We start from the raw sequence: 15,331 nt of genomic DNA, 5'->3' as shown, positions 1-15,331 counted from the left end.
TAAGCTCTTGACGAGTTCGCTCAATTAACGCCCGTCCTTTCGCTGGAGCTTGTTTTTGGTTCGTTCCGATCAGTTGCAAAAGCCCTAATCCGAGAGAGCGATCGCCCACATCTGATGGCAACTTGTTTAAATAAATGCGCTGTAATCTGGGACTGTTCTCATACTCCGCATAGTGGCGCGGCAGTCCTGGATCGAATCGCTTTTCGGTGAAAATCACCACCCCCCGCCAATCATTTGAGGGCTGATAGTCTTTCAGGTAGAGATGGATCTCGCCAAAAAATCGGTAGTAAAAGTTTTCGCCTTTCTTTTCCCGATACCCCTGTGCTTCCACGAAATAGATGGGACATTGGGGCATCCGAAGGGGCGGTAAAAAGATGCCGTCGATCGTAAAGTTGGCTTGCTTTACTTCCTGAGAGCCAAATCCATAGGACACAGTACGCGGATCAGAGTCGCCAATCAACTCAAAGAAAGCGCTGGGGGCGGTCTGGAAGATTTGGTAGAAGATTGAATCCGTTTTCAAGGGTCTCTACCTCAACCTCTTTTGAGTTCAATCAACGATTCACTTAGATTGATCGTCATAGCTAATTGGCTCTCTCTAGCTTCACTGCGCGCCGCCCTACCGCTTCAATCAAGTGTGATTACCTCATTCCCGTTCACTTTCCGTGTCTAAATTCTCGAAGGTTCCCCGCCTAAGCTTGCCGTTAATTAAGTGAAATCCTTGCTCGTCAATTAGCTCGATCGCCGCTTTGACCAGTACGACGATTTGGCGTGAAGTAGGGCGCTCTTCCGTCTGTGCCATTTCCTCAATTTTTCGTAAGAGGTCTTCGTCATCGAACTGAACAGAAACTCGATCGCCTTTGCGTGCCAACTCTTCTACCGTCTTTACATCTCGCATCAAATTGTACCGATAAACATCAACATCCGCATGATAACAGCGTTTGGCAGTCACTCATAAAACATGGCTGTCATTTGCTGCCACTTCTGATATAGTCGTTCTGAGAACGTTCTGAGATCGATTCCGAGAATGTTCTAAGAATTCCAAGAATGGAGGAAATCATGAAAAATGCAGCAGTTCGCGATGCAACGTATGCCGATAGCTCAATGGCAATGCATACCAAGCAACTAGCAGAGTTCTGGAAAGTCGATTCACGATCGCTCACCAACTGGGTTGCAAAAGTTAGAAAGCTTGGCTACGAAATCGGTCAACCCGGTGAACGCAATCGAACCTATTTCAACGATGTCGATCAAGACTTAATCAATGCCTGTCGTCATGGGACGCTCACAGCCAATCCAAGAAAAACTGAAGCTTCCCAGAATGATTCCGAGAACGTTCTGAGTATGGAAGAGCGGCGGAACCGAGAAAACCAGGAAGCTCAAACTGAGAGCAACCAAAATCTCAACCTGCAACTGAGAACTGATGTTTTGCAGAGTTCTGGAAGCCTGCTGGTTACTCGCAAAGAGAAGAGCTATCAGGAAGGTGTGGAACTTGCCAAAGCAGAATTAGGAGAGAAGGTTAGAGGCTATCTGGAAACACGGATTTTGATTGATGAAGCGTTTGATCAGTTTGTGGCGGAGTTGGTTGAGGTCGTAGAAGTTGACTCAACAGAGCAGCGCAAGTTGGAGGCCACCACCCCAAAGCAACTGTTAGCCGGACTCTTCTAAGAAGGCAACGACTAAAACGCACGATCGCTTGGACTTGTCTGGCGATCGCCCTCCTCAATTGGCTAACCATTCCTCAAACACAGATGACTTATGAACAAACTCACACCCGATCAAATTAAATTTCTCGCTGGCTTTGCGGTGGGTGGATTGGCGATCATCCCCCTCTTAGCCCTGAGAGTCGATGCTAACGTCTTAGACTCGCTCTCTCGCTGGTCTGCCTCATATGGTGGATCGGTTCAGGCGCAAGACGCTACACCGATTCCCGTCCCCCAAAATACTCCTCCTGTTGGCAACACTGGCAGTCAAGCAACGATTACCCCTTGTGCAGCTCCACCGCCGTCGATGGCATCAGTATCGAATGAAGAAATGCCAACCAGTTTAGGAAAATCACCCGCATCTGAATCCCCCAAACCGTTTGTTCCAAAGGATCTAAGAGCCAAGATTCTTTTAAATACCAGACCTGGAAATCGCATGAGGAGCTTAATTGCTCGCGTGGGCTACCCCAATCGATTTGATAACGCTACTTCTACCGACTTTTATTCAACTGAAGACGGTGAGATAGCAGTGGTAAGCGATCGAGGGAGCGATACCGTTGTCTCGATTAGTCTTCTATCTCCTACAAATCAATGACCAGGGCAGAGCGGCAAACTACAACCCTGGCCACACCCCAACAACTACAAAATTATCGAGGTCTTTCAATTATGCCGAGACAAACATGGATTCTGGAATCTGACGACAAGGATGGAGACTTTAGCGCTATTGGCTCTCAGAACACTTATCAAGTGGGCAATCTCACAGATGCAGTTGAAGCGGAGTCGAGAACGATTGAAGAGGGCGGAGAGACTGTCTGGAATGACGCTCCGATCGATTCACGAAATGTTTATGAAGTCGAATCAGGTCAGAAATTCACGATCGCAGAATTTGAACTGGATTCTCAAGGTGTTCAATATCAGGTGAGGGACTAACAATGTCTATCTTTTCGAGAATCTTCTTTGGCAATGAAAGCGACGACGACGAAAGCTTTGCAGACACTAACTCAGGCATTCAATACACGAATCACAGCAAGGATGAAACACTCGATCATGCTGCACGATTTGACGAATACGATGGCGGCTCAGATATTCGGACTAGGGACGGACGAGACGCTTCAGAAGTGAGTGATTCGGCTCGGTTCAATACTGCTATCTTTGAGGTGGATGAACCAGGATTTTACTTTCCGACTGAATACGATCCAGGCAACCCTAGAAACCCAGCAAACAAGCCATGACTAGCCTAGAAAGACTCAAAGAAGCCATGCAGACTGAAACCACGATCGCCGCGATTGCAAAAAAGGCAAGGGTTCCGATTTCAATGGTTCAGTTTCATCTCAAGAATGGTAAGCGAAAGATCGTTGTAAAAGACTGAACTGAAAACATTTACAGTCAGATTTGACGGCATAAAACCAAACTCATTTAGCCCTTCCGCCGTCGAGGGGCTTTTTTGTGTCCGTTCCCCCGTGTGGGGGTGAGGGGGGTTATCCGCTCCAAACATAGACCAGGCGAAGCAGACCAGCATAAAGCCACAAAGCCCCATTGAGCAAGCCAACTCGCAAGCAGGCCCAGTTCGATCCCAAGCAAACAGACCCACGCAACCACATCTGTCAGCATCCAAAAAGAAACACATCCCGCGATAGCTTCAATAGAAGTTTGACAATGAGAATACTGTTACTGGAATGATTGCTAAACTCGCAAGCCAACCAACTCGAAGCGGAACCGACACGGAGCCAGCTAAAAGATATCTACGGCTCTGTGGCAGTGCAGCCCAACACGAAGGGCCCAAGGGTGCCACTTCAAATAAGTTTCAGGGTGGGTGGGCACTGAAGTAGGTGAAACTTTGAGAGGCCGGGATTAAGTTTAAGCAACGATCGCTCTTGCAGCAGGGAGAAAACAACCTTACTCGGAAGACCACACGCCACCATCGCGATCAATGCAGACAGATCGTTTGTTGGCGACTGCGGCATATTTTATTTGCGACTGAACAGAACGCGCCGCTAAGAGCCACGCTCCAATGATGCAGGCTTGCTTGTGGATAAATGCACCGCTCAAAGCCGTGCCAAGAGAAGGGCAACAGAACAATCGTGATGATTAGCTTCTTCTATTCGTTGCGTTCACGCTTGCGTTGTAAAAGATTTTTGGATGGAAGATTTTTTGATTCAACGTTGGACTTCTCGAAAGGCAAAAATAGCGCATTCGTGAGGATACCTTGCCCTTGTCAGCGAGAAATCAAGCCTGAAACAAGCTCAGACTAGCGATCGAGTGGTGGGCGCTTTTTGTCTTTTTTTGCGCCCTTTTTTTTCTGGCTAGTCTTCGGGCTTGACTTCCCGCCGGGGGCAGGTTGTTTCACTCATGGGCGCTATTTTTGCGGTTGGAAGATCACTTGCGCCAGGAAGAGAGAGAGAAGAAGAAGAGAGAAAGGGTTGTGCCAGTTGCTATGCCAGTTGCCTGGTGCGGCTATTTATACTATAATTAGTATAGTTGAGCTTGATTTTTGACATGCAGCTATCGATCTTGTTTCCGTTTTCCCCTGCCTGGGTTGTTGATCGCGGTCGTGGTGTGTTTGTGATTGGGTTTGCGGGTGTGGCTCCGGTTGGTTTTGCTCAGTGGTGCCAGTCGGTTTCTGTTTTGGGTGTGGCTAGTTTTCCCGCTTGGCGCTCTTATGGGGCTGGTGTGGCGGTCTGTGTGCGGGTTCCGTCATCGATCGCGGCTGTGTTGTCTGGCTTTCGGTCTGGGGCTGGCGGGTCGTCTCATCCGTCCAATTCACTTCCGTTTTAGCCCTGAGCTTATGCGGCTTGCGCCGCTCTTCTTGCTGCGATTGCTCAGTCGATCGTGGCTATTTTTTTGACTAAAAATCTTCATCCAAACTTCATTGAGTTGTACTATTTTTAGTACTATTTGGATACTAATTCTAGTATAATTAATTCATAAGCGAGTTTGGTTAAGGACATGGTTTCAGCTTTCAACATTCTTTACTCTGTATCTGCGGTTCGTCGTATGTTTCGTGTTGCGGCTGGCGTTGCAGTTCGCATTCAGAAATTTGCTTTTGTCATCTGGATTCATATCGCTGGTCAGCGTCCCCGTTTCGTTTCCTTCGCTGATTTCAAGAGACATTTCGCACAACGCAGACAGCAGGAAGCAAATAGTCTTGCAGTGCAATTAGATCCAGGATTTGAAAATCTCTACGTTGTTTCCAATCCAGCCAAGCGATCGAGCTATCAAGTTTTAGCGGCTGACAAAGCAATTAAGTGCAACTGCGAAGACTTCAAAAATCAGACTCAGTTTTTTGGTAAAGCCTGCTGCAAGCATTCCTACGCAGTACTTTTCTATCTTGGCTTCGATGACCTGCGAGACTACATAACCCGCTCATAAGTTCAAGCCCTGAGTAAGGCGTAAAACTGCTCACTGCAAAACTTTTGGATTGAGAAATGGATTACGAACAACTTCGGATTGAGTTACACAAGTTTGGCTACTACTTGGAACGCTACGAGGAATGGTTTGGCGAACGGGGCGATTACAAATATATTCTGCTTGGCTCTAACGGTAGCAATATCGGCTTGAGCAGGACTTTGAAAGGAATTCTGAAATTTTTAGGTAAGGAGAAACGCATCATTCAAGGCAAAGAAAAACCACCACAAACAATGCAGCTAACAATCCTTTAACCACTTTCGCCTTTAGCGGCAGGCTGACAAAACCGCTCACTCAAAAGCCTCTAACCGAGAACTTTGGACGGAACACGGCAGAGGCTTTCTTACCACCCTTCCAGATGGAGATTCTATTTTATGTCGGATTACACGATCACCCACGGGCATCTTGACGATCGCCATTTTCAATCTGAGTTTGATGATTGGCTCGATTCTTTGCCAGCCCCGCCCGAAACCTTCACCCCCACTTGTGGACAGTGCAAACACTACGAGGCAAGAAAAGGAAGAGCCGGGTTTTGTGGGGCGAAGTTAGAGCGGGAATGGTGCGGCGGAGACGTTTATCGAAACCTTCATCCTGAGCGAGACATGTTTGATGAAGCTTGCGATCGCTACGTTGAAGAGGTGCCCTTCTAATGAATCCTAGAATCTATTTTGCTGATCTAGAAGCCTACAACAACGGTCGCTTGCGTGGCGTGTGGGTTGATTTTTTCGAGGGTATTCAATCAAATGATGTGCAGGTTGCGATCGATTACTTGCTGCACGAGTCAGAGGGCGATGAATGGCGCATTGATGATCAAGAAAGTTTTGCAGGGTTTGAAAGCTGTGATCTCGAAAAGCTCTGCCAAGTTGCCGCCCTCATTCACGAACACGGCGAGGAGCCAGTTAAAGGCTATTTTGCTCATCGTGGCGACGATGCAGACCCAGATGAGTTCACTGATTACTACATCGGTTGCTACAAATCTGAATCCGATTTCTGTGAGGAGCATCTAGGCGAAGAAGGCGGAATCTGCAAGGCAGCAGAAGCGATCCAGGTTTTTGACTGGGCAACGCTCGATCAGTTTATTGATTGGGAGCGGATTGCAACTGATGCCTTCCTCAGTTCCTATTACTCCCACGATGCAGCACATGAAGAAATTCATGTCTATGTGAGGTAGTCGAGATGAATCCTAAAAACTACAGCCTTAAGGTTTTGATTGGTAAGACTTGCCCAATTGATCGTGACTCCTGCTTATTCAGTCCTTCCCGTTGGTATGAATCGCAGCACCCAGAAAACTTTGAAATTCTTCTAGACCAATGGACAGAGCGAGGTAAAGAACTCGTAAAACTCTAATCTCTAACGGCTTGGGTAGTGCCGCCAAACTGCCCATACAACATTCTTAAACCACTTAAAAGCATGGAAAGCACAATCAAAAAAGGGCAACGATTTAGGCGCAACGGCAAGGTGTACGAAGCCTATAAAGACAGCTATCCTCACCCCTATACACAGCATGAAATGGTTCAGTACCAGGCTCTTAATCCCAAGACAGGTAAGCCTTGGCAAGCCATTCGATACATAGCGGTTAGTGACTGCGAATTGATTTGACGATCCGACCTGAGCATGTCTAAAACTGCTCACTGTAAATATTTTCAGTCAAAACTATGAACATGAACGCTACGCAAAACGGAACGCAAGAAGAAAAACTAACACCCCCTAGCACTGTTGGAGAATGGACACTCTCGCAAATTATCAAAGCACTATCGCGACCGTTACCTGATTCAATGCTTGATGTCAAAAAGAAAGGGGGCAGGCAAATTAAATTTATTCCCTGGCACGTCGCAAACAAAATTCTTGACAAGTACGCTCCTGGCTGGAACTGGGCGATCATGCGTGTCGAACTGTCGAGCGATCGCATTTTCGTAGTGGGTCGGTTGTCAATCACTGCCTCTGATGGACTGTTTTATCGTGAGGCGACCGGAACCGAAGCGCTGAAGGAAGATAAGCAAATTTGGCTTGGTGAAAAACCCAACCAGCAGCCACTTAAAGATGACTTAGGCAGAATCGTAACTGAGTCTAAAGAACTTGCCTACGGCGACCCATCCAGTAATGCTGAATCGATGGCGTTTCGACGTGCGGCCGCTCGATTTGGATTGGGCCTGTATCTCTACTAAAAAGATCCGTCTCCTTATTTCTTGAATTGGAAGCAAAGCGACCTGAGCGGGAAATAAGGAGATAAGCCCAAGCGGATTTGGAGCGGCAAGCCTTCACAAACGGAGTGAGAAAGATACTAATTTAGGTAGAATGATATGCCGTTGAGTTTGGTCTGTGATTTGGAAACTACGACCTGTAAAGCAATTCTGGAAAGAATTAAAGCCAGAGCGATCAATAAGTTTGGAGAAAAATGGCTACTAAATTTAGTGCGTGAATACGTGGCGATCTGTGGCGATGAAAAAGCTACAGTGATCAATCGTCGTAATCAGATAGAGAGAGCTTTCAATGTGGGAAGCTGTAACGCCGACACGCTGATCATGTTGGCGGCTGCTGTCGGTTGCAGATTTCAAATGATTTGTGTAACAGAGGAAATCGAAGACTTATGAAACTACTGCTACTCGAAAGATGGCGCTCTGATCAGCCCCAAGTCAGGCGCAAAGTTTGTAATGCCGATACGCTGCTTTATTTGGTTGCGGCGGTTGGTTGCAAAATTCAGCTTACTTGTATGGAAATTGAGGAACTGTGATCCCCAAAACTATGAAAGAAAGTGTACGGATACTTTCTAATTGACACGGACAGATAAGGAGTTTAGATTGAATTCAAGAGCAAAAAACAAATCCATTTAAGGAGAAAAGCTATGATTTTTCGCAATGCAGAATCGTTGTTAAATCAGTTATCCGAAGAAGAATTAGAAGAGATCGGAGTTGTAATCGAAGAAGATGGGACTGTTTCAGGATTGCCGCAATTCCCTTTTGAGGTTGCTGAAAAAACTTCTACAGATTTGGGAGAGCCGTTTTACGCATCCTCGATCGTGGTTGATTCCGCGCTCGACAAATCGCGAATTAACTTTAATCGTCCCGATCAGTTCTACGGCGTATGAGTCGTAAGGGAGAGAGCATTACACTCTCAGTTACAGCAATTCAAAAGGAGGCGCTAGAAGCTCTGGCCCTCCAGCTTGGCTACACATTCGGTGATCGTCCCAATATTTCTAAATTAGTTGGGGCGATCGCAGATGGCGACCTTGTGATCTCGCGATCTGTTGAAACTGAAACCACTGAGAAGCAAGGCACCAAAAGCGCTCTGATTAAGATTCGTTCGGAGCAAGCCAAAGACGCGATCGCGAAAATTCAGCAGGGATTAGAAGAACTTTCTAATGCTCTCTGAGTGTGGAGGAATGAAGATGGCGACTCGCAATTTAGAGTTAATTCAGTGGGCGGTAGAGGTTGGATTGCTGCCGGGAGATGAATCGGAAATACTAGCCGAGAAAATTCATCGATCGAGTCGCTATCGTCTGATTGTTGCGAACTGGATTTTGGCGGAGATCAAACAGTTTCCCGGCATTGATACAGAACGGCTTGCAAAAATTCTAGAGTTGCATCGACATACTATCTTGATGCACGTTCAGGATTTAGAAGAGGCGAAACTGATTCGCTCTGAAACACTCATTTCAAACGGTGCGCCAAAGCGGTTCTTCCCAAACGATAAATAAACGCGCAGAGTAGCGCAAAGCTCCATCGTCCCTCAGCACTGGGGGATTTTTTATTGTTTAAGCGCTCGTCCCTTCATCGGTCTTCCGCTCTGGCTCCCCATTTTGTATCCAAGGGCGATCTCTCCAGTGACTGGAATGCCGCCCAACTTCAACGCCCCGATCGTTTGCTTCACAGTCGATGCAAATTTGCCCACTTTCACAGCTAACTCTTCATCGCTATAGGATTGCCTGAATTAGTTTCAGAATGTCGTAAGCGGTCAATTTGGGCGAATGGAAGAAACCTCAGCCTTCCATCAGTGAGAATTTAGCTGATGAGATGAGTGAAGTGTTAGAGGCACCCTCGAAAGGCAAGCACAAAACGACTCAGGAAGACTTAGATCGCAATGCCAAACTTCAGCAGGAGTCCCCGATCGCGCCCTTCGATCAGAAAGTGATTAAACAAGCTTGTGATGTCTGGAAACCGAAAGCTGTGGTGCAATTTGCCTTAGAGTATGCCAGCGAGGATGAGTTGCAAGAGCTTTATGATTTATTGGGGTCTGCGATCGAGCGACTCTAACTCTCATGTGTTCGATACATCCTACCCCCTAGCACTCTTTTCTAAGGGGTTTTTTCTTGCCCAGGCGCAGAGATGCGATCGGCAACAGCTTGAAGGATATCCGCTAATCCTTCCCGGTCTACTGTGTTGATTTGAATAACGACCTGAGCGGAGAGGTGCTGATTCCCCAGTACAACGCTCAAATTACCTGACTTAATTAGATGTTTGACTAACTCAGCTTTTTCATCTACTGAAAGCTGGTCTGTCGCCTCAAGAAGGCTTTCTAATCCATTTACACGAGTTTGATTTGCAGATGCCGACACAATTACGCCCCAAAGATCTACGCGCATCGTCCCTAAAGTACCCTGAACCTTACGCTAACAACACGTTAAGGTTCCAAGTTAAAACCCTAACTAGCTAACTGTAGTTCAGGTTCTATTCTTTGCTCAGTAACTTTTTCCTGTCTCATTCGATTGGAAATTGCACTTAGCAGCGTGGCGATTCCTTCATCATCCATCTGCCCAACGAGTAGGTGAAGAAAGAGAAACTGTTTGGCTTCTGAAGGAAGAGCCGCAATGAGTCTTTCAAGGTTATCTGTATGAATTTCTCTTACGCCACGGCGATACTCACTAATCGTCGCAGCACGTATTCCTGACAAGTTGGCGATCTCGTTGCCAGAAATTTTGAACTGATTGAGCGTTTGATTAAGCGCTTCAGAAAATTTCATAGAGAAAATTACCTTTAGCTGTAACATTTCTGGGATATATTACTTAAATCTGTAAGTTAAGCAATATCGTTTGCTTTACCCAGTAACAGTATAGCCCCAAATGAAAACACCCCACCCAGAAAGGTGAGGCTCAGTAAAAATAATGAATGAATCATCATCCCAAACTACATCCCCTCCCGTATCTAGCCAAGGGTATAGGGTAAGTAGCCCACACTACCCCCTCACCTTTGAACTTGCTCAACATCTCAGACAGCTTGATCTAACGGCTGCGGAGTGGCGCATCTGGAGTTATCTGGTCACGCTCGATCCCTTCGGTGATCGCTACGAGGAAATGGATCTAACAACCCTCCTCAATGAGTGCAGAGTTTCTAAACCAACCTTCTATCGAGCGATCGCTAAGTTTGAGGAATGCGGTCTGTTCGACACGAAAACCGCTCAAATAGCCGTGAAGAACCTTCAGGGAGCTAGAAAGATTTTGTCAGAGAATAGTCTCAAAAATGAGACTCCAGTTTCAAACTTGAGAAAGTTTTCTCAAAAACGAGACGGAATTCTCAAAAATGAGACGGAATTCTCAAAAATGAAACTCCAGTCTCAAGAACGAGAAAATCGAAGTCTAGAACCCTTACAGGAAGGGGATTCTGAATCGCCTCAAACTATTCATACTGATCAAACAGATCAAACTCTCTCAGAAACCCCGCCACTCACCCCAGACGAGAGAGAGAAGATTGATGCGGATGAATTGCTTAAATTTGTGGTTTATCGCAGTAAACAGGATTCCTCAATTAGAAGACCCAGAGCTTACGCCAAGAGATGTGTAGAGGACGATCGAGAATTTTGGATGAGTGAATTCGTGGAGTGGCAAAAGAGCCGAGTTGTGAGCAACACTTCTGCGCTACCCCCTAGCACTGATTTTGAGGCTGAAAGTTTGGAGCAACGCCGCGATCGCTATCTCAGGCAATGGAATTCTGATCCGGTACTGAGGAATGGGATTAAAAACGCCCTCTCATCCTGCCCAGAATTAGGCTTGGAGGTCATTGGAGACGACTTAAGGAGGGTAGAGCTATGAACTACTCACCCCGTATCCAAGGCTTACAACTGCCTCTATTTCCTGTGCAGCCCTACCCGTTGAGCAATCCGCTTGTAGAGGGCAAGTCTCAGGCGTTCGTCCAAGAGTCCCCGGCAAAAAGAGTGCTAGGGGGTGATACAAACTCAACTGATCAGAGTAGACCCCCTAGCACTAAGTCTCATGCTTGCGGTTGGGTTGAAGAGAAGACAGTCAAACGTCAGCGTAAGAGTGGCGATACTTGGGAGGGAAAGCAGTATTGGTTTACTTGGGAGGAACCAGGTGGGAAGCATCGCTGTAAATACATCCCCAAAGATCGATTAACGGATGTTGAGCAGTCCGTCTATACCTTAAAGCGATCGATTGAAGAGACGCTGCAACTTTTAGAAAAGAGTGCTAGGGGGTGATGAGATGCCGATGCAACGTGACCTCTACCCTATAGATTGGGAAGCGATCGCCCTCGACATTAAGGAGCGGGCTAGGTGGACGTGTGGCGAGTGTGGGCAGGAATGTCGCAAAACAGGTGAGTTGTGGGCTGACTTTTTTGATCGAACCTGCTGGAGTCTTGCTCAGAATCAGAAGTGGGGACATTACACGCTGACGGTTGCCCATTTGGATCAAAATCCTAGCAACAATGATCCGAGTAACTTGAAGGCACTGTGTACGGTCTACCATCTCAAGCATGATCGTCCCTATCGAATAATGAATCGATATGCGAAACGGGAGCAGAAGGGGCAGCTAACTTTAGACTTGAAAGGGGTTGAAACGGACGGACTGTAAACGTTTGCAGTGAGCGGCTCGTCCACCGTGATAAAGAGTGCTAGGGGGTGACATGGCTGGATTCGGAAAACCTAAACAAACTGAGGCAGATAAGCTGGTTGAGCGGATGGTGCGTCTTAGTTCGATTTCACCTCAGTTGTTGGATCGGTGATCTCAGAATGAGATAGGCTTCAAACCTTGCTACACACTAAGGCTCTGTTTAACATATGTAAACTAAACAGCGTTGCTGAATATAGGTATGAACCATCAGATTCGCCCTCACCCTAGCCCTCTCCCAAAAGGAGAAGCAACAAGACTTCTGGCTCTCTTCTCCCTGGAAGGATTGGGGATGAGGGCAATTCATACTTTGATTTAGCAACGCCAACTAAATTGCCCTAAAATGCAGTTTTGCCGCAGAATGCTATTTATTTGCTTATGTGGAAAGAGTGAACGATCGCACTACAAAATCGCAATATGTGCTGTACTTTCAGGTTTCATGCTTGCTACACCATTGCGAGATAGACCAGCTTCCATGCTTTTTCCTTATCCTCTGTTGCCTTCCAAGTGAATACTGGAAAGCTCCTTTTCTGGTCAGTTAAACTCATGGCTTTCTTAGCTTGAGAGATGAACTTGATCTCTTGTTGATTATATCTCACCACTAAAAACCCTACTACTGCCGCAGGGGGAAAGCCGAAAGTATTAATCTCCGGGTTCTTCTCCTCGAGCTTCCCAAGGTGATTTCTCTCCTCAAGGTGCTTTTTTATTTTGTCTAACCTATCTTTAACAGTCTTATCACTGAAAGAATACAGCGGTGCATTGTCCTGGACTCCTGCGTGTTTGCCACTACTTTGATCTGTCATCCATTCACTTAAGTCTTCTTTGCTTTCTTTCCCTCGCATATACATTATTTCCAAATGGGTTGCATCTACTAGTGTCGCAATACGGTTACCCAAAAGGTCTTCTGTCTTTTTTGGGGTTCGGTCTTCCTTGTCCTCGACCATTTTGAAATAATGAGGTAGCATCCGTGGGGAAGTCAACGACCAATTTACCTTCGCGTTCTCCATTGCGCCTTTGGGCTGCTCTGGGATATTCTGCAACTTCTTATCTTTTACGTGAGTAGCAACCTCTGCCAAGGATTCGTGGCTATGCATCTTAGGCAAGTCCTTCGGTTGGATTGATGTGACTAATAGGCGACCGTCTTCATACAGTTTCATTGCACGTTCAGTGGCTGGGTCATCCTTTTGTAGTTCTTTCCCTGGGGCTGTGACTAATGCCTTTGGTAGAGAAGTTTGCTTCGATTCATCTTCCACCACTTGCTGTGTTAAGGACGAATTTACCTTCACGTTCTCCATTGCGCCTTTGGGCTGCTTTGGTAGAGAAATTGGCTTCGCCGCGTTTTTCATCACTGGCTGTGTTGATAAGACTGCTAAATTTTCATTACCCAATAAAGGAGAGAGGCTACTCTTTGGAGGCTGTTTGTAAGGAAAATTTTGTGGACTCGATAATGAGGCAATTGGTGTTCCTTTGCCTTGTTTATCTTTCAGTTTTGATTCTAGAACCACTCCTGTTCCAACGCTTTTATTAGTGGTAAACTCTCCCCCTGTTCCTTCCGCTTCCGCAGAATACCTGCGTAAGGCTTGCAAGATGTCCTCATCTGAATTGATTTCCTGAGTGTCTTTCTTCAATCGTGTTAGAGTCTCTTGCCGAGTCTTAAAGTTTTTCAAACCAGGAAAGCAATCTATGAAGTTTTGTTTGTCAAGATAATGTCCATTTATTGTGGCTAGCTTATCTCCTAATTGACGTTGTATAAGCCTTTGTTGTTGATGCCACTTCAGCGCCGATGGGACTCGCCTCACTACTCCGCCAGTCTGCTGCACTACATGAGTCAACTCATGGGCGATCAACTCCTGTCCGCCTCGATTCCCCGGCTGATACGCTCCCTCTCGAAAGAATACATCTTGCCCTGTCGTAAATGCTTTCGCCTGGATAGAGCGGTTTAATTGGTCAGACTGATCATTTGCGTGAACTCTCACCCTACTAAAATCGGCTCCAAACGCCCGTTGCATCGGTTCCCGAACGCTTGCTGAAAGAGGCTGTCCGCTTCCTCGTGCCCCTTGGATCAACGCTTCCAAATCGGGTGAGGCATCCATTTCATTCCTAATGCTGAATCGACGCTGCACAATGCTGTCTGTTAGTCGTTGTACCGTTCCTGGCTGGCTCCCACTCGTTGCGGGACTCGTGACAGGTGCATGGATTCGTTGGACAGCTTGACGTGCCACTTGGTCGGCTTCCTGTTCATACTTGTCGTTAAGTTGTCCGATTGTCAGTTTTGCCTGGATTGGCGTTCTGGATGGAAAGAGAGGGCGATCGAGCAAGTTGTCACCCTTCGATTGTCTCGTCAACGGTTGAGCCTGAAGATTAGGTGACGCTTGATTCTGCGGTGCAAAAGGTCGAGTCTGAAGCGGATTGCTGACCGGAACTGAGGTCGTTTTCGTCTGTGCTGGTTTCTGATTTTGCTGATGTTGACGCATCGTTGACCTCAGAACTTAGGGAAAAGTTCTCTTTATTATGAGGGTCACACTCAGATTTGATCGTTAGCCTTTTGTCGAATAAAACGATAGTACACTTGCACCCTATTCATTCCTGCCCTACAATGACGGCGTTGTGTTGAGAGAAAAAGCGATGAATAAGGGTGAATTGATTGATGTCATTGCTCAGAAGGCGGATGTGAGCAAGAAAGAAGCGGATGCAGTCTTGACGGCGATCGTAGACTCGATCGTAGAAGCCGTCTCTGCTGGAGACAAAGTGACGCTGGTGGGTTTCGGGTCTTTTGAGCCACGCGATCGGCAGGCGAGGGAAGGACGCAATCCCAAGACGGGAGAGACGATGCAGATTCCGGCGACTCGTGTTCCGGCGTTCTCGGCGGGCAAACAGTTCAAAGACAAAGTGGCACCAGGCGACTGATTAAAACGATGAGGCAGCGGGATGCGAAAGATCATCCACATCGACATGGACGCTTTTTATGCTTCGGTAGAGCAGCGAGACCAGCCCCACTATCAAGGTCAGCCTGTAGCAGTGGGCGCGACTCCTAATCAGCGAGGGGTGGTTTGTGCTGCCAGCTATGAGGCGAGAGTGTTTGGCATCCATTCGGCAATGTCGTCACGGGTGGCGATTCAGCGCTGTCCTCACCTGATTTTTGTGCCACCCCGCTTTGAGGTGTATCGAGCTATCTCCCAGCAGATTCGCGCGATTTTTGAGCGTCACACTGACCTGGTAGAGCCTGTTGCTTTGGATGAGGCTTACCTCGATGTGACTGAGAACAAGTTGGGGCTGCCTTATGCGACGACGATCGCTAGAGAGATCAGAGCCTCCATTCTAGAGGAGACGGGCTTGACAGCTTCTGCGGGTGTGTCCTGCAACAAGTTTTTAGCAAAGATGGCATCTGGGATGA

The 15,331-nt window shown here is 47.0% G+C and carries 28 protein-coding genes; 22 read left to right on the top strand and 6 right to left on the bottom strand.

The annotated features are described in order from the left end of the window. Both ACJ2PR_RS31760 and ACJ2PR_RS31755 read right to left on the bottom strand, forming a co-directional pair. On the bottom strand, nucleotides 1–520 hold a 520-nt coding region (locus ACJ2PR_RS31760), incomplete at its 3' end, for an Rpn family recombination-promoting nuclease/putative transposase (protein ID WP_446879999.1). A gap of 123 nt (nucleotides 521–643) precedes the next feature. Then, nucleotides 644–949 (bottom strand): hypothetical protein, encoded by a 306-nt coding sequence (locus ACJ2PR_RS31755; protein WP_446879998.1) that lies wholly within the window; start codon nucleotides 947–949, stop codon nucleotides 644–646. Nucleotides 950–1,056: 107 nt separating this feature from the next. Between ACJ2PR_RS31755 and ACJ2PR_RS31750 the strand changes: the two genes are divergently transcribed. The 16 genes from ACJ2PR_RS31750 to ACJ2PR_RS31675 all read left to right on the top strand — a co-directional run bounded on the left by ACJ2PR_RS31750 (nucleotide 1,057) and on the right by ACJ2PR_RS31675 (nucleotide 8,796). After that, nucleotides 1,057–1,662, top strand: coding sequence for a hypothetical protein (locus ACJ2PR_RS31750; RefSeq protein ID WP_446879997.1), 606 nt, complete (start codon nucleotides 1,057–1,059; stop codon nucleotides 1,660–1,662). A gap of 90 nt (nucleotides 1,663–1,752) precedes the next feature. Beyond that, nucleotides 1,753–2,292, top strand: coding sequence for a hypothetical protein (locus tag ACJ2PR_RS31745; protein WP_446879996.1), 540 nt, complete (start codon nucleotides 1,753–1,755; stop codon nucleotides 2,290–2,292). Then, nucleotides 2,289–2,627 (top strand): hypothetical protein, encoded by a 339-nt coding sequence (locus ACJ2PR_RS31740; protein WP_446879995.1) that lies wholly within the window; start codon nucleotides 2,289–2,291, stop codon nucleotides 2,625–2,627. Before ACJ2PR_RS31745 ends, ACJ2PR_RS31740 begins: the two co-directional genes overlap by 4 nt. 2 nt (nucleotides 2,628–2,629) lie before the next feature. Next, on the top strand, nucleotides 2,630–2,929 hold the full coding sequence (locus ACJ2PR_RS31735; RefSeq protein ID WP_446879994.1) for a hypothetical protein: 300 nt from the start codon (nucleotides 2,630–2,632) through the stop codon (nucleotides 2,927–2,929). Beyond that, nucleotides 2,926–3,066 carry a hypothetical protein gene (locus tag ACJ2PR_RS31730; RefSeq protein ID WP_446879993.1) on the top strand — a complete coding sequence of 47 codons (141 nt, stop codon included), beginning with the start codon at nucleotides 2,926–2,928 and terminating at the stop codon, nucleotides 3,064–3,066. The genes ACJ2PR_RS31735 and ACJ2PR_RS31730 overlap by 4 nt, the downstream gene beginning before the upstream one ends. 1,127 nt (nucleotides 3,067–4,193) lie before the next feature. Beyond that, nucleotides 4,194–4,472, top strand: a complete 279-nt coding sequence (locus ACJ2PR_RS31725; protein ID WP_446879992.1) for a hypothetical protein — start codon at nucleotides 4,194–4,196, stop codon at nucleotides 4,470–4,472. Nucleotides 4,473–4,643: 171 nt separating this feature from the next. Next, nucleotides 4,644–5,066, top strand: coding sequence for a hypothetical protein (locus ACJ2PR_RS31720; protein ID WP_446879991.1), 423 nt, complete (start codon nucleotides 4,644–4,646; stop codon nucleotides 5,064–5,066). A 56-nt stretch (nucleotides 5,067–5,122) separates the two neighbouring features. Continuing rightward, nucleotides 5,123–5,356: a hypothetical protein gene (locus tag ACJ2PR_RS31715; protein WP_446879990.1), complete on the top strand. Its 234-nt coding sequence runs from the start codon at nucleotides 5,123–5,125 to the stop codon at nucleotides 5,354–5,356. A gap of 120 nt (nucleotides 5,357–5,476) precedes the next feature. Further along, on the top strand, nucleotides 5,477–5,752 hold the full coding sequence (locus tag ACJ2PR_RS31710; RefSeq protein WP_446879989.1) for a hypothetical protein: 276 nt from the start codon (nucleotides 5,477–5,479) through the stop codon (nucleotides 5,750–5,752). Further along, a complete protein-coding gene (locus ACJ2PR_RS31705; RefSeq protein WP_446879988.1) occupies nucleotides 5,752–6,273 on the top strand; it encodes an antirestriction protein ArdA in 522 nt (173 codons plus the stop codon). The genes ACJ2PR_RS31710 and ACJ2PR_RS31705 overlap by 1 nt, the downstream gene beginning before the upstream one ends. Nucleotides 6,274–6,757: 484 nt before the next feature. After that, the gene (locus tag ACJ2PR_RS31700; RefSeq protein ID WP_446879987.1) at nucleotides 6,758–7,267 is read left to right on the top strand and encodes a hypothetical protein; all 510 of its coding nucleotides are present in this window, start codon (nucleotides 6,758–6,760) and stop codon (nucleotides 7,265–7,267) included. Nucleotides 7,268–7,402: 135 nt separating this feature from the next. Then, nucleotides 7,403–7,693 (top strand): hypothetical protein, encoded by a 291-nt coding sequence (locus tag ACJ2PR_RS31695; protein WP_446879986.1) that lies wholly within the window; start codon nucleotides 7,403–7,405, stop codon nucleotides 7,691–7,693. Beyond that, complete coding sequence (locus ACJ2PR_RS31690; protein WP_446879985.1) at nucleotides 7,690–7,833, top strand: hypothetical protein; 144 nt, start codon at nucleotides 7,690–7,692, stop codon at nucleotides 7,831–7,833. Before ACJ2PR_RS31695 ends, ACJ2PR_RS31690 begins: the two co-directional genes overlap by 4 nt. A gap of 111 nt (nucleotides 7,834–7,944) precedes the next feature. Beyond that, nucleotides 7,945–8,187, top strand: a complete 243-nt coding sequence (locus ACJ2PR_RS31685; protein ID WP_446879984.1) for a hypothetical protein — start codon at nucleotides 7,945–7,947, stop codon at nucleotides 8,185–8,187. Further along, complete coding sequence (locus ACJ2PR_RS31680; protein ID WP_446879983.1) at nucleotides 8,184–8,471, top strand: hypothetical protein; 288 nt, start codon at nucleotides 8,184–8,186, stop codon at nucleotides 8,469–8,471. The genes ACJ2PR_RS31685 and ACJ2PR_RS31680 overlap by 4 nt, the downstream gene beginning before the upstream one ends. Nucleotides 8,472–8,487: 16 nt before the next feature. Further along, a complete protein-coding gene (locus tag ACJ2PR_RS31675) occupies nucleotides 8,488–8,796 on the top strand; it encodes a hypothetical protein (RefSeq protein WP_446879982.1) in 309 nt (102 codons plus the stop codon). 50 nt (nucleotides 8,797–8,846) lie between these two features. Here the strand turns inward: ACJ2PR_RS31675 and ACJ2PR_RS31670 are convergent, their stop codons facing one another. Continuing rightward, nucleotides 8,847–8,996, bottom strand: coding sequence for a hypothetical protein (locus tag ACJ2PR_RS31670; protein WP_446879981.1), 150 nt, complete (start codon nucleotides 8,994–8,996; stop codon nucleotides 8,847–8,849). A gap of 116 nt (nucleotides 8,997–9,112) precedes the next feature. On the opposite strand from ACJ2PR_RS31670, the gene ACJ2PR_RS31665 reads away from it, so the two are divergent. Then, the gene (locus ACJ2PR_RS31665; RefSeq protein ID WP_446879980.1) at nucleotides 9,113–9,352 is read left to right on the top strand and encodes a hypothetical protein; all 240 of its coding nucleotides are present in this window, start codon (nucleotides 9,113–9,115) and stop codon (nucleotides 9,350–9,352) included. A 41-nt stretch (nucleotides 9,353–9,393) separates the two neighbouring features. Here the strand turns inward: ACJ2PR_RS31665 and ACJ2PR_RS31660 are convergent, their stop codons facing one another. Together ACJ2PR_RS31660 and ACJ2PR_RS31655 are read right to left on the bottom strand one after the other, a co-directional pair. Next, nucleotides 9,394–9,681 (bottom strand): hypothetical protein, encoded by a 288-nt coding sequence (locus tag ACJ2PR_RS31660; RefSeq protein WP_446879979.1) that lies wholly within the window; start codon nucleotides 9,679–9,681, stop codon nucleotides 9,394–9,396. Between the two features lie 59 nt (nucleotides 9,682–9,740). Next, nucleotides 9,741–10,058 carry a helix-turn-helix domain-containing protein gene (locus ACJ2PR_RS31655; protein WP_446879978.1) on the bottom strand — a complete coding sequence of 106 codons (318 nt, stop codon included), beginning with the start codon at nucleotides 10,056–10,058 and terminating at the stop codon, nucleotides 9,741–9,743. Nucleotides 10,059–10,200: 142 nt separating this feature from the next. Here ACJ2PR_RS31655 and ACJ2PR_RS31650 point away from each other — a divergent pair, with 142 nt between their 5' ends. From ACJ2PR_RS31650 to ACJ2PR_RS31640, 3 genes are read left to right on the top strand one after another with little or no spacing between them, the layout of a single operon-like run. Continuing rightward, nucleotides 10,201–11,124, top strand: coding sequence for a hypothetical protein (locus ACJ2PR_RS31650; RefSeq protein ID WP_446879977.1), 924 nt, complete (start codon nucleotides 10,201–10,203; stop codon nucleotides 11,122–11,124). Then, a complete protein-coding gene (locus ACJ2PR_RS31645) occupies nucleotides 11,121–11,528 on the top strand; it encodes a hypothetical protein (protein ID WP_446879976.1) in 408 nt (135 codons plus the stop codon). Before ACJ2PR_RS31650 ends, ACJ2PR_RS31645 begins: the two co-directional genes overlap by 4 nt. Nucleotides 11,529–11,532: 4 nt before the next feature. After that, entirely contained in the window at nucleotides 11,533–11,901 is a 369-nt protein-coding gene (locus ACJ2PR_RS31640) for an HNH endonuclease (RefSeq protein WP_446879975.1), read from the top strand. 482 nt (nucleotides 11,902–12,383) lie between these two features. Here the strand turns inward: ACJ2PR_RS31640 and ACJ2PR_RS31635 are convergent, their stop codons facing one another. Further along, nucleotides 12,384–14,411, bottom strand: coding sequence for an eCIS core domain-containing protein (locus tag ACJ2PR_RS31635; protein WP_446879974.1), 2,028 nt, complete (start codon nucleotides 14,409–14,411; stop codon nucleotides 12,384–12,386). Nucleotides 14,412–14,562: 151 nt separating this feature from the next. On the opposite strand from ACJ2PR_RS31635, the gene ACJ2PR_RS31630 reads away from it, so the two are divergent. Together ACJ2PR_RS31630 and dinB are read left to right on the top strand one after the other, a co-directional pair. Beyond that, nucleotides 14,563–14,844 carry an HU family DNA-binding protein gene (locus ACJ2PR_RS31630; protein ID WP_446879973.1) on the top strand — a complete coding sequence of 94 codons (282 nt, stop codon included), beginning with the start codon at nucleotides 14,563–14,565 and terminating at the stop codon, nucleotides 14,842–14,844. A gap of 21 nt (nucleotides 14,845–14,865) precedes the next feature. Then, nucleotides 14,866–15,331 (top strand): DNA polymerase IV (gene dinB / locus ACJ2PR_RS31625; protein ID WP_446879972.1); only part of this gene is annotated, 466 nt, incomplete at its 3' end.

The organism is Phormidesmis sp. 146-33 (assembly GCF_052939515.1).
This window is presented reverse-complemented; position numbering and strand designations above follow the sequence as displayed.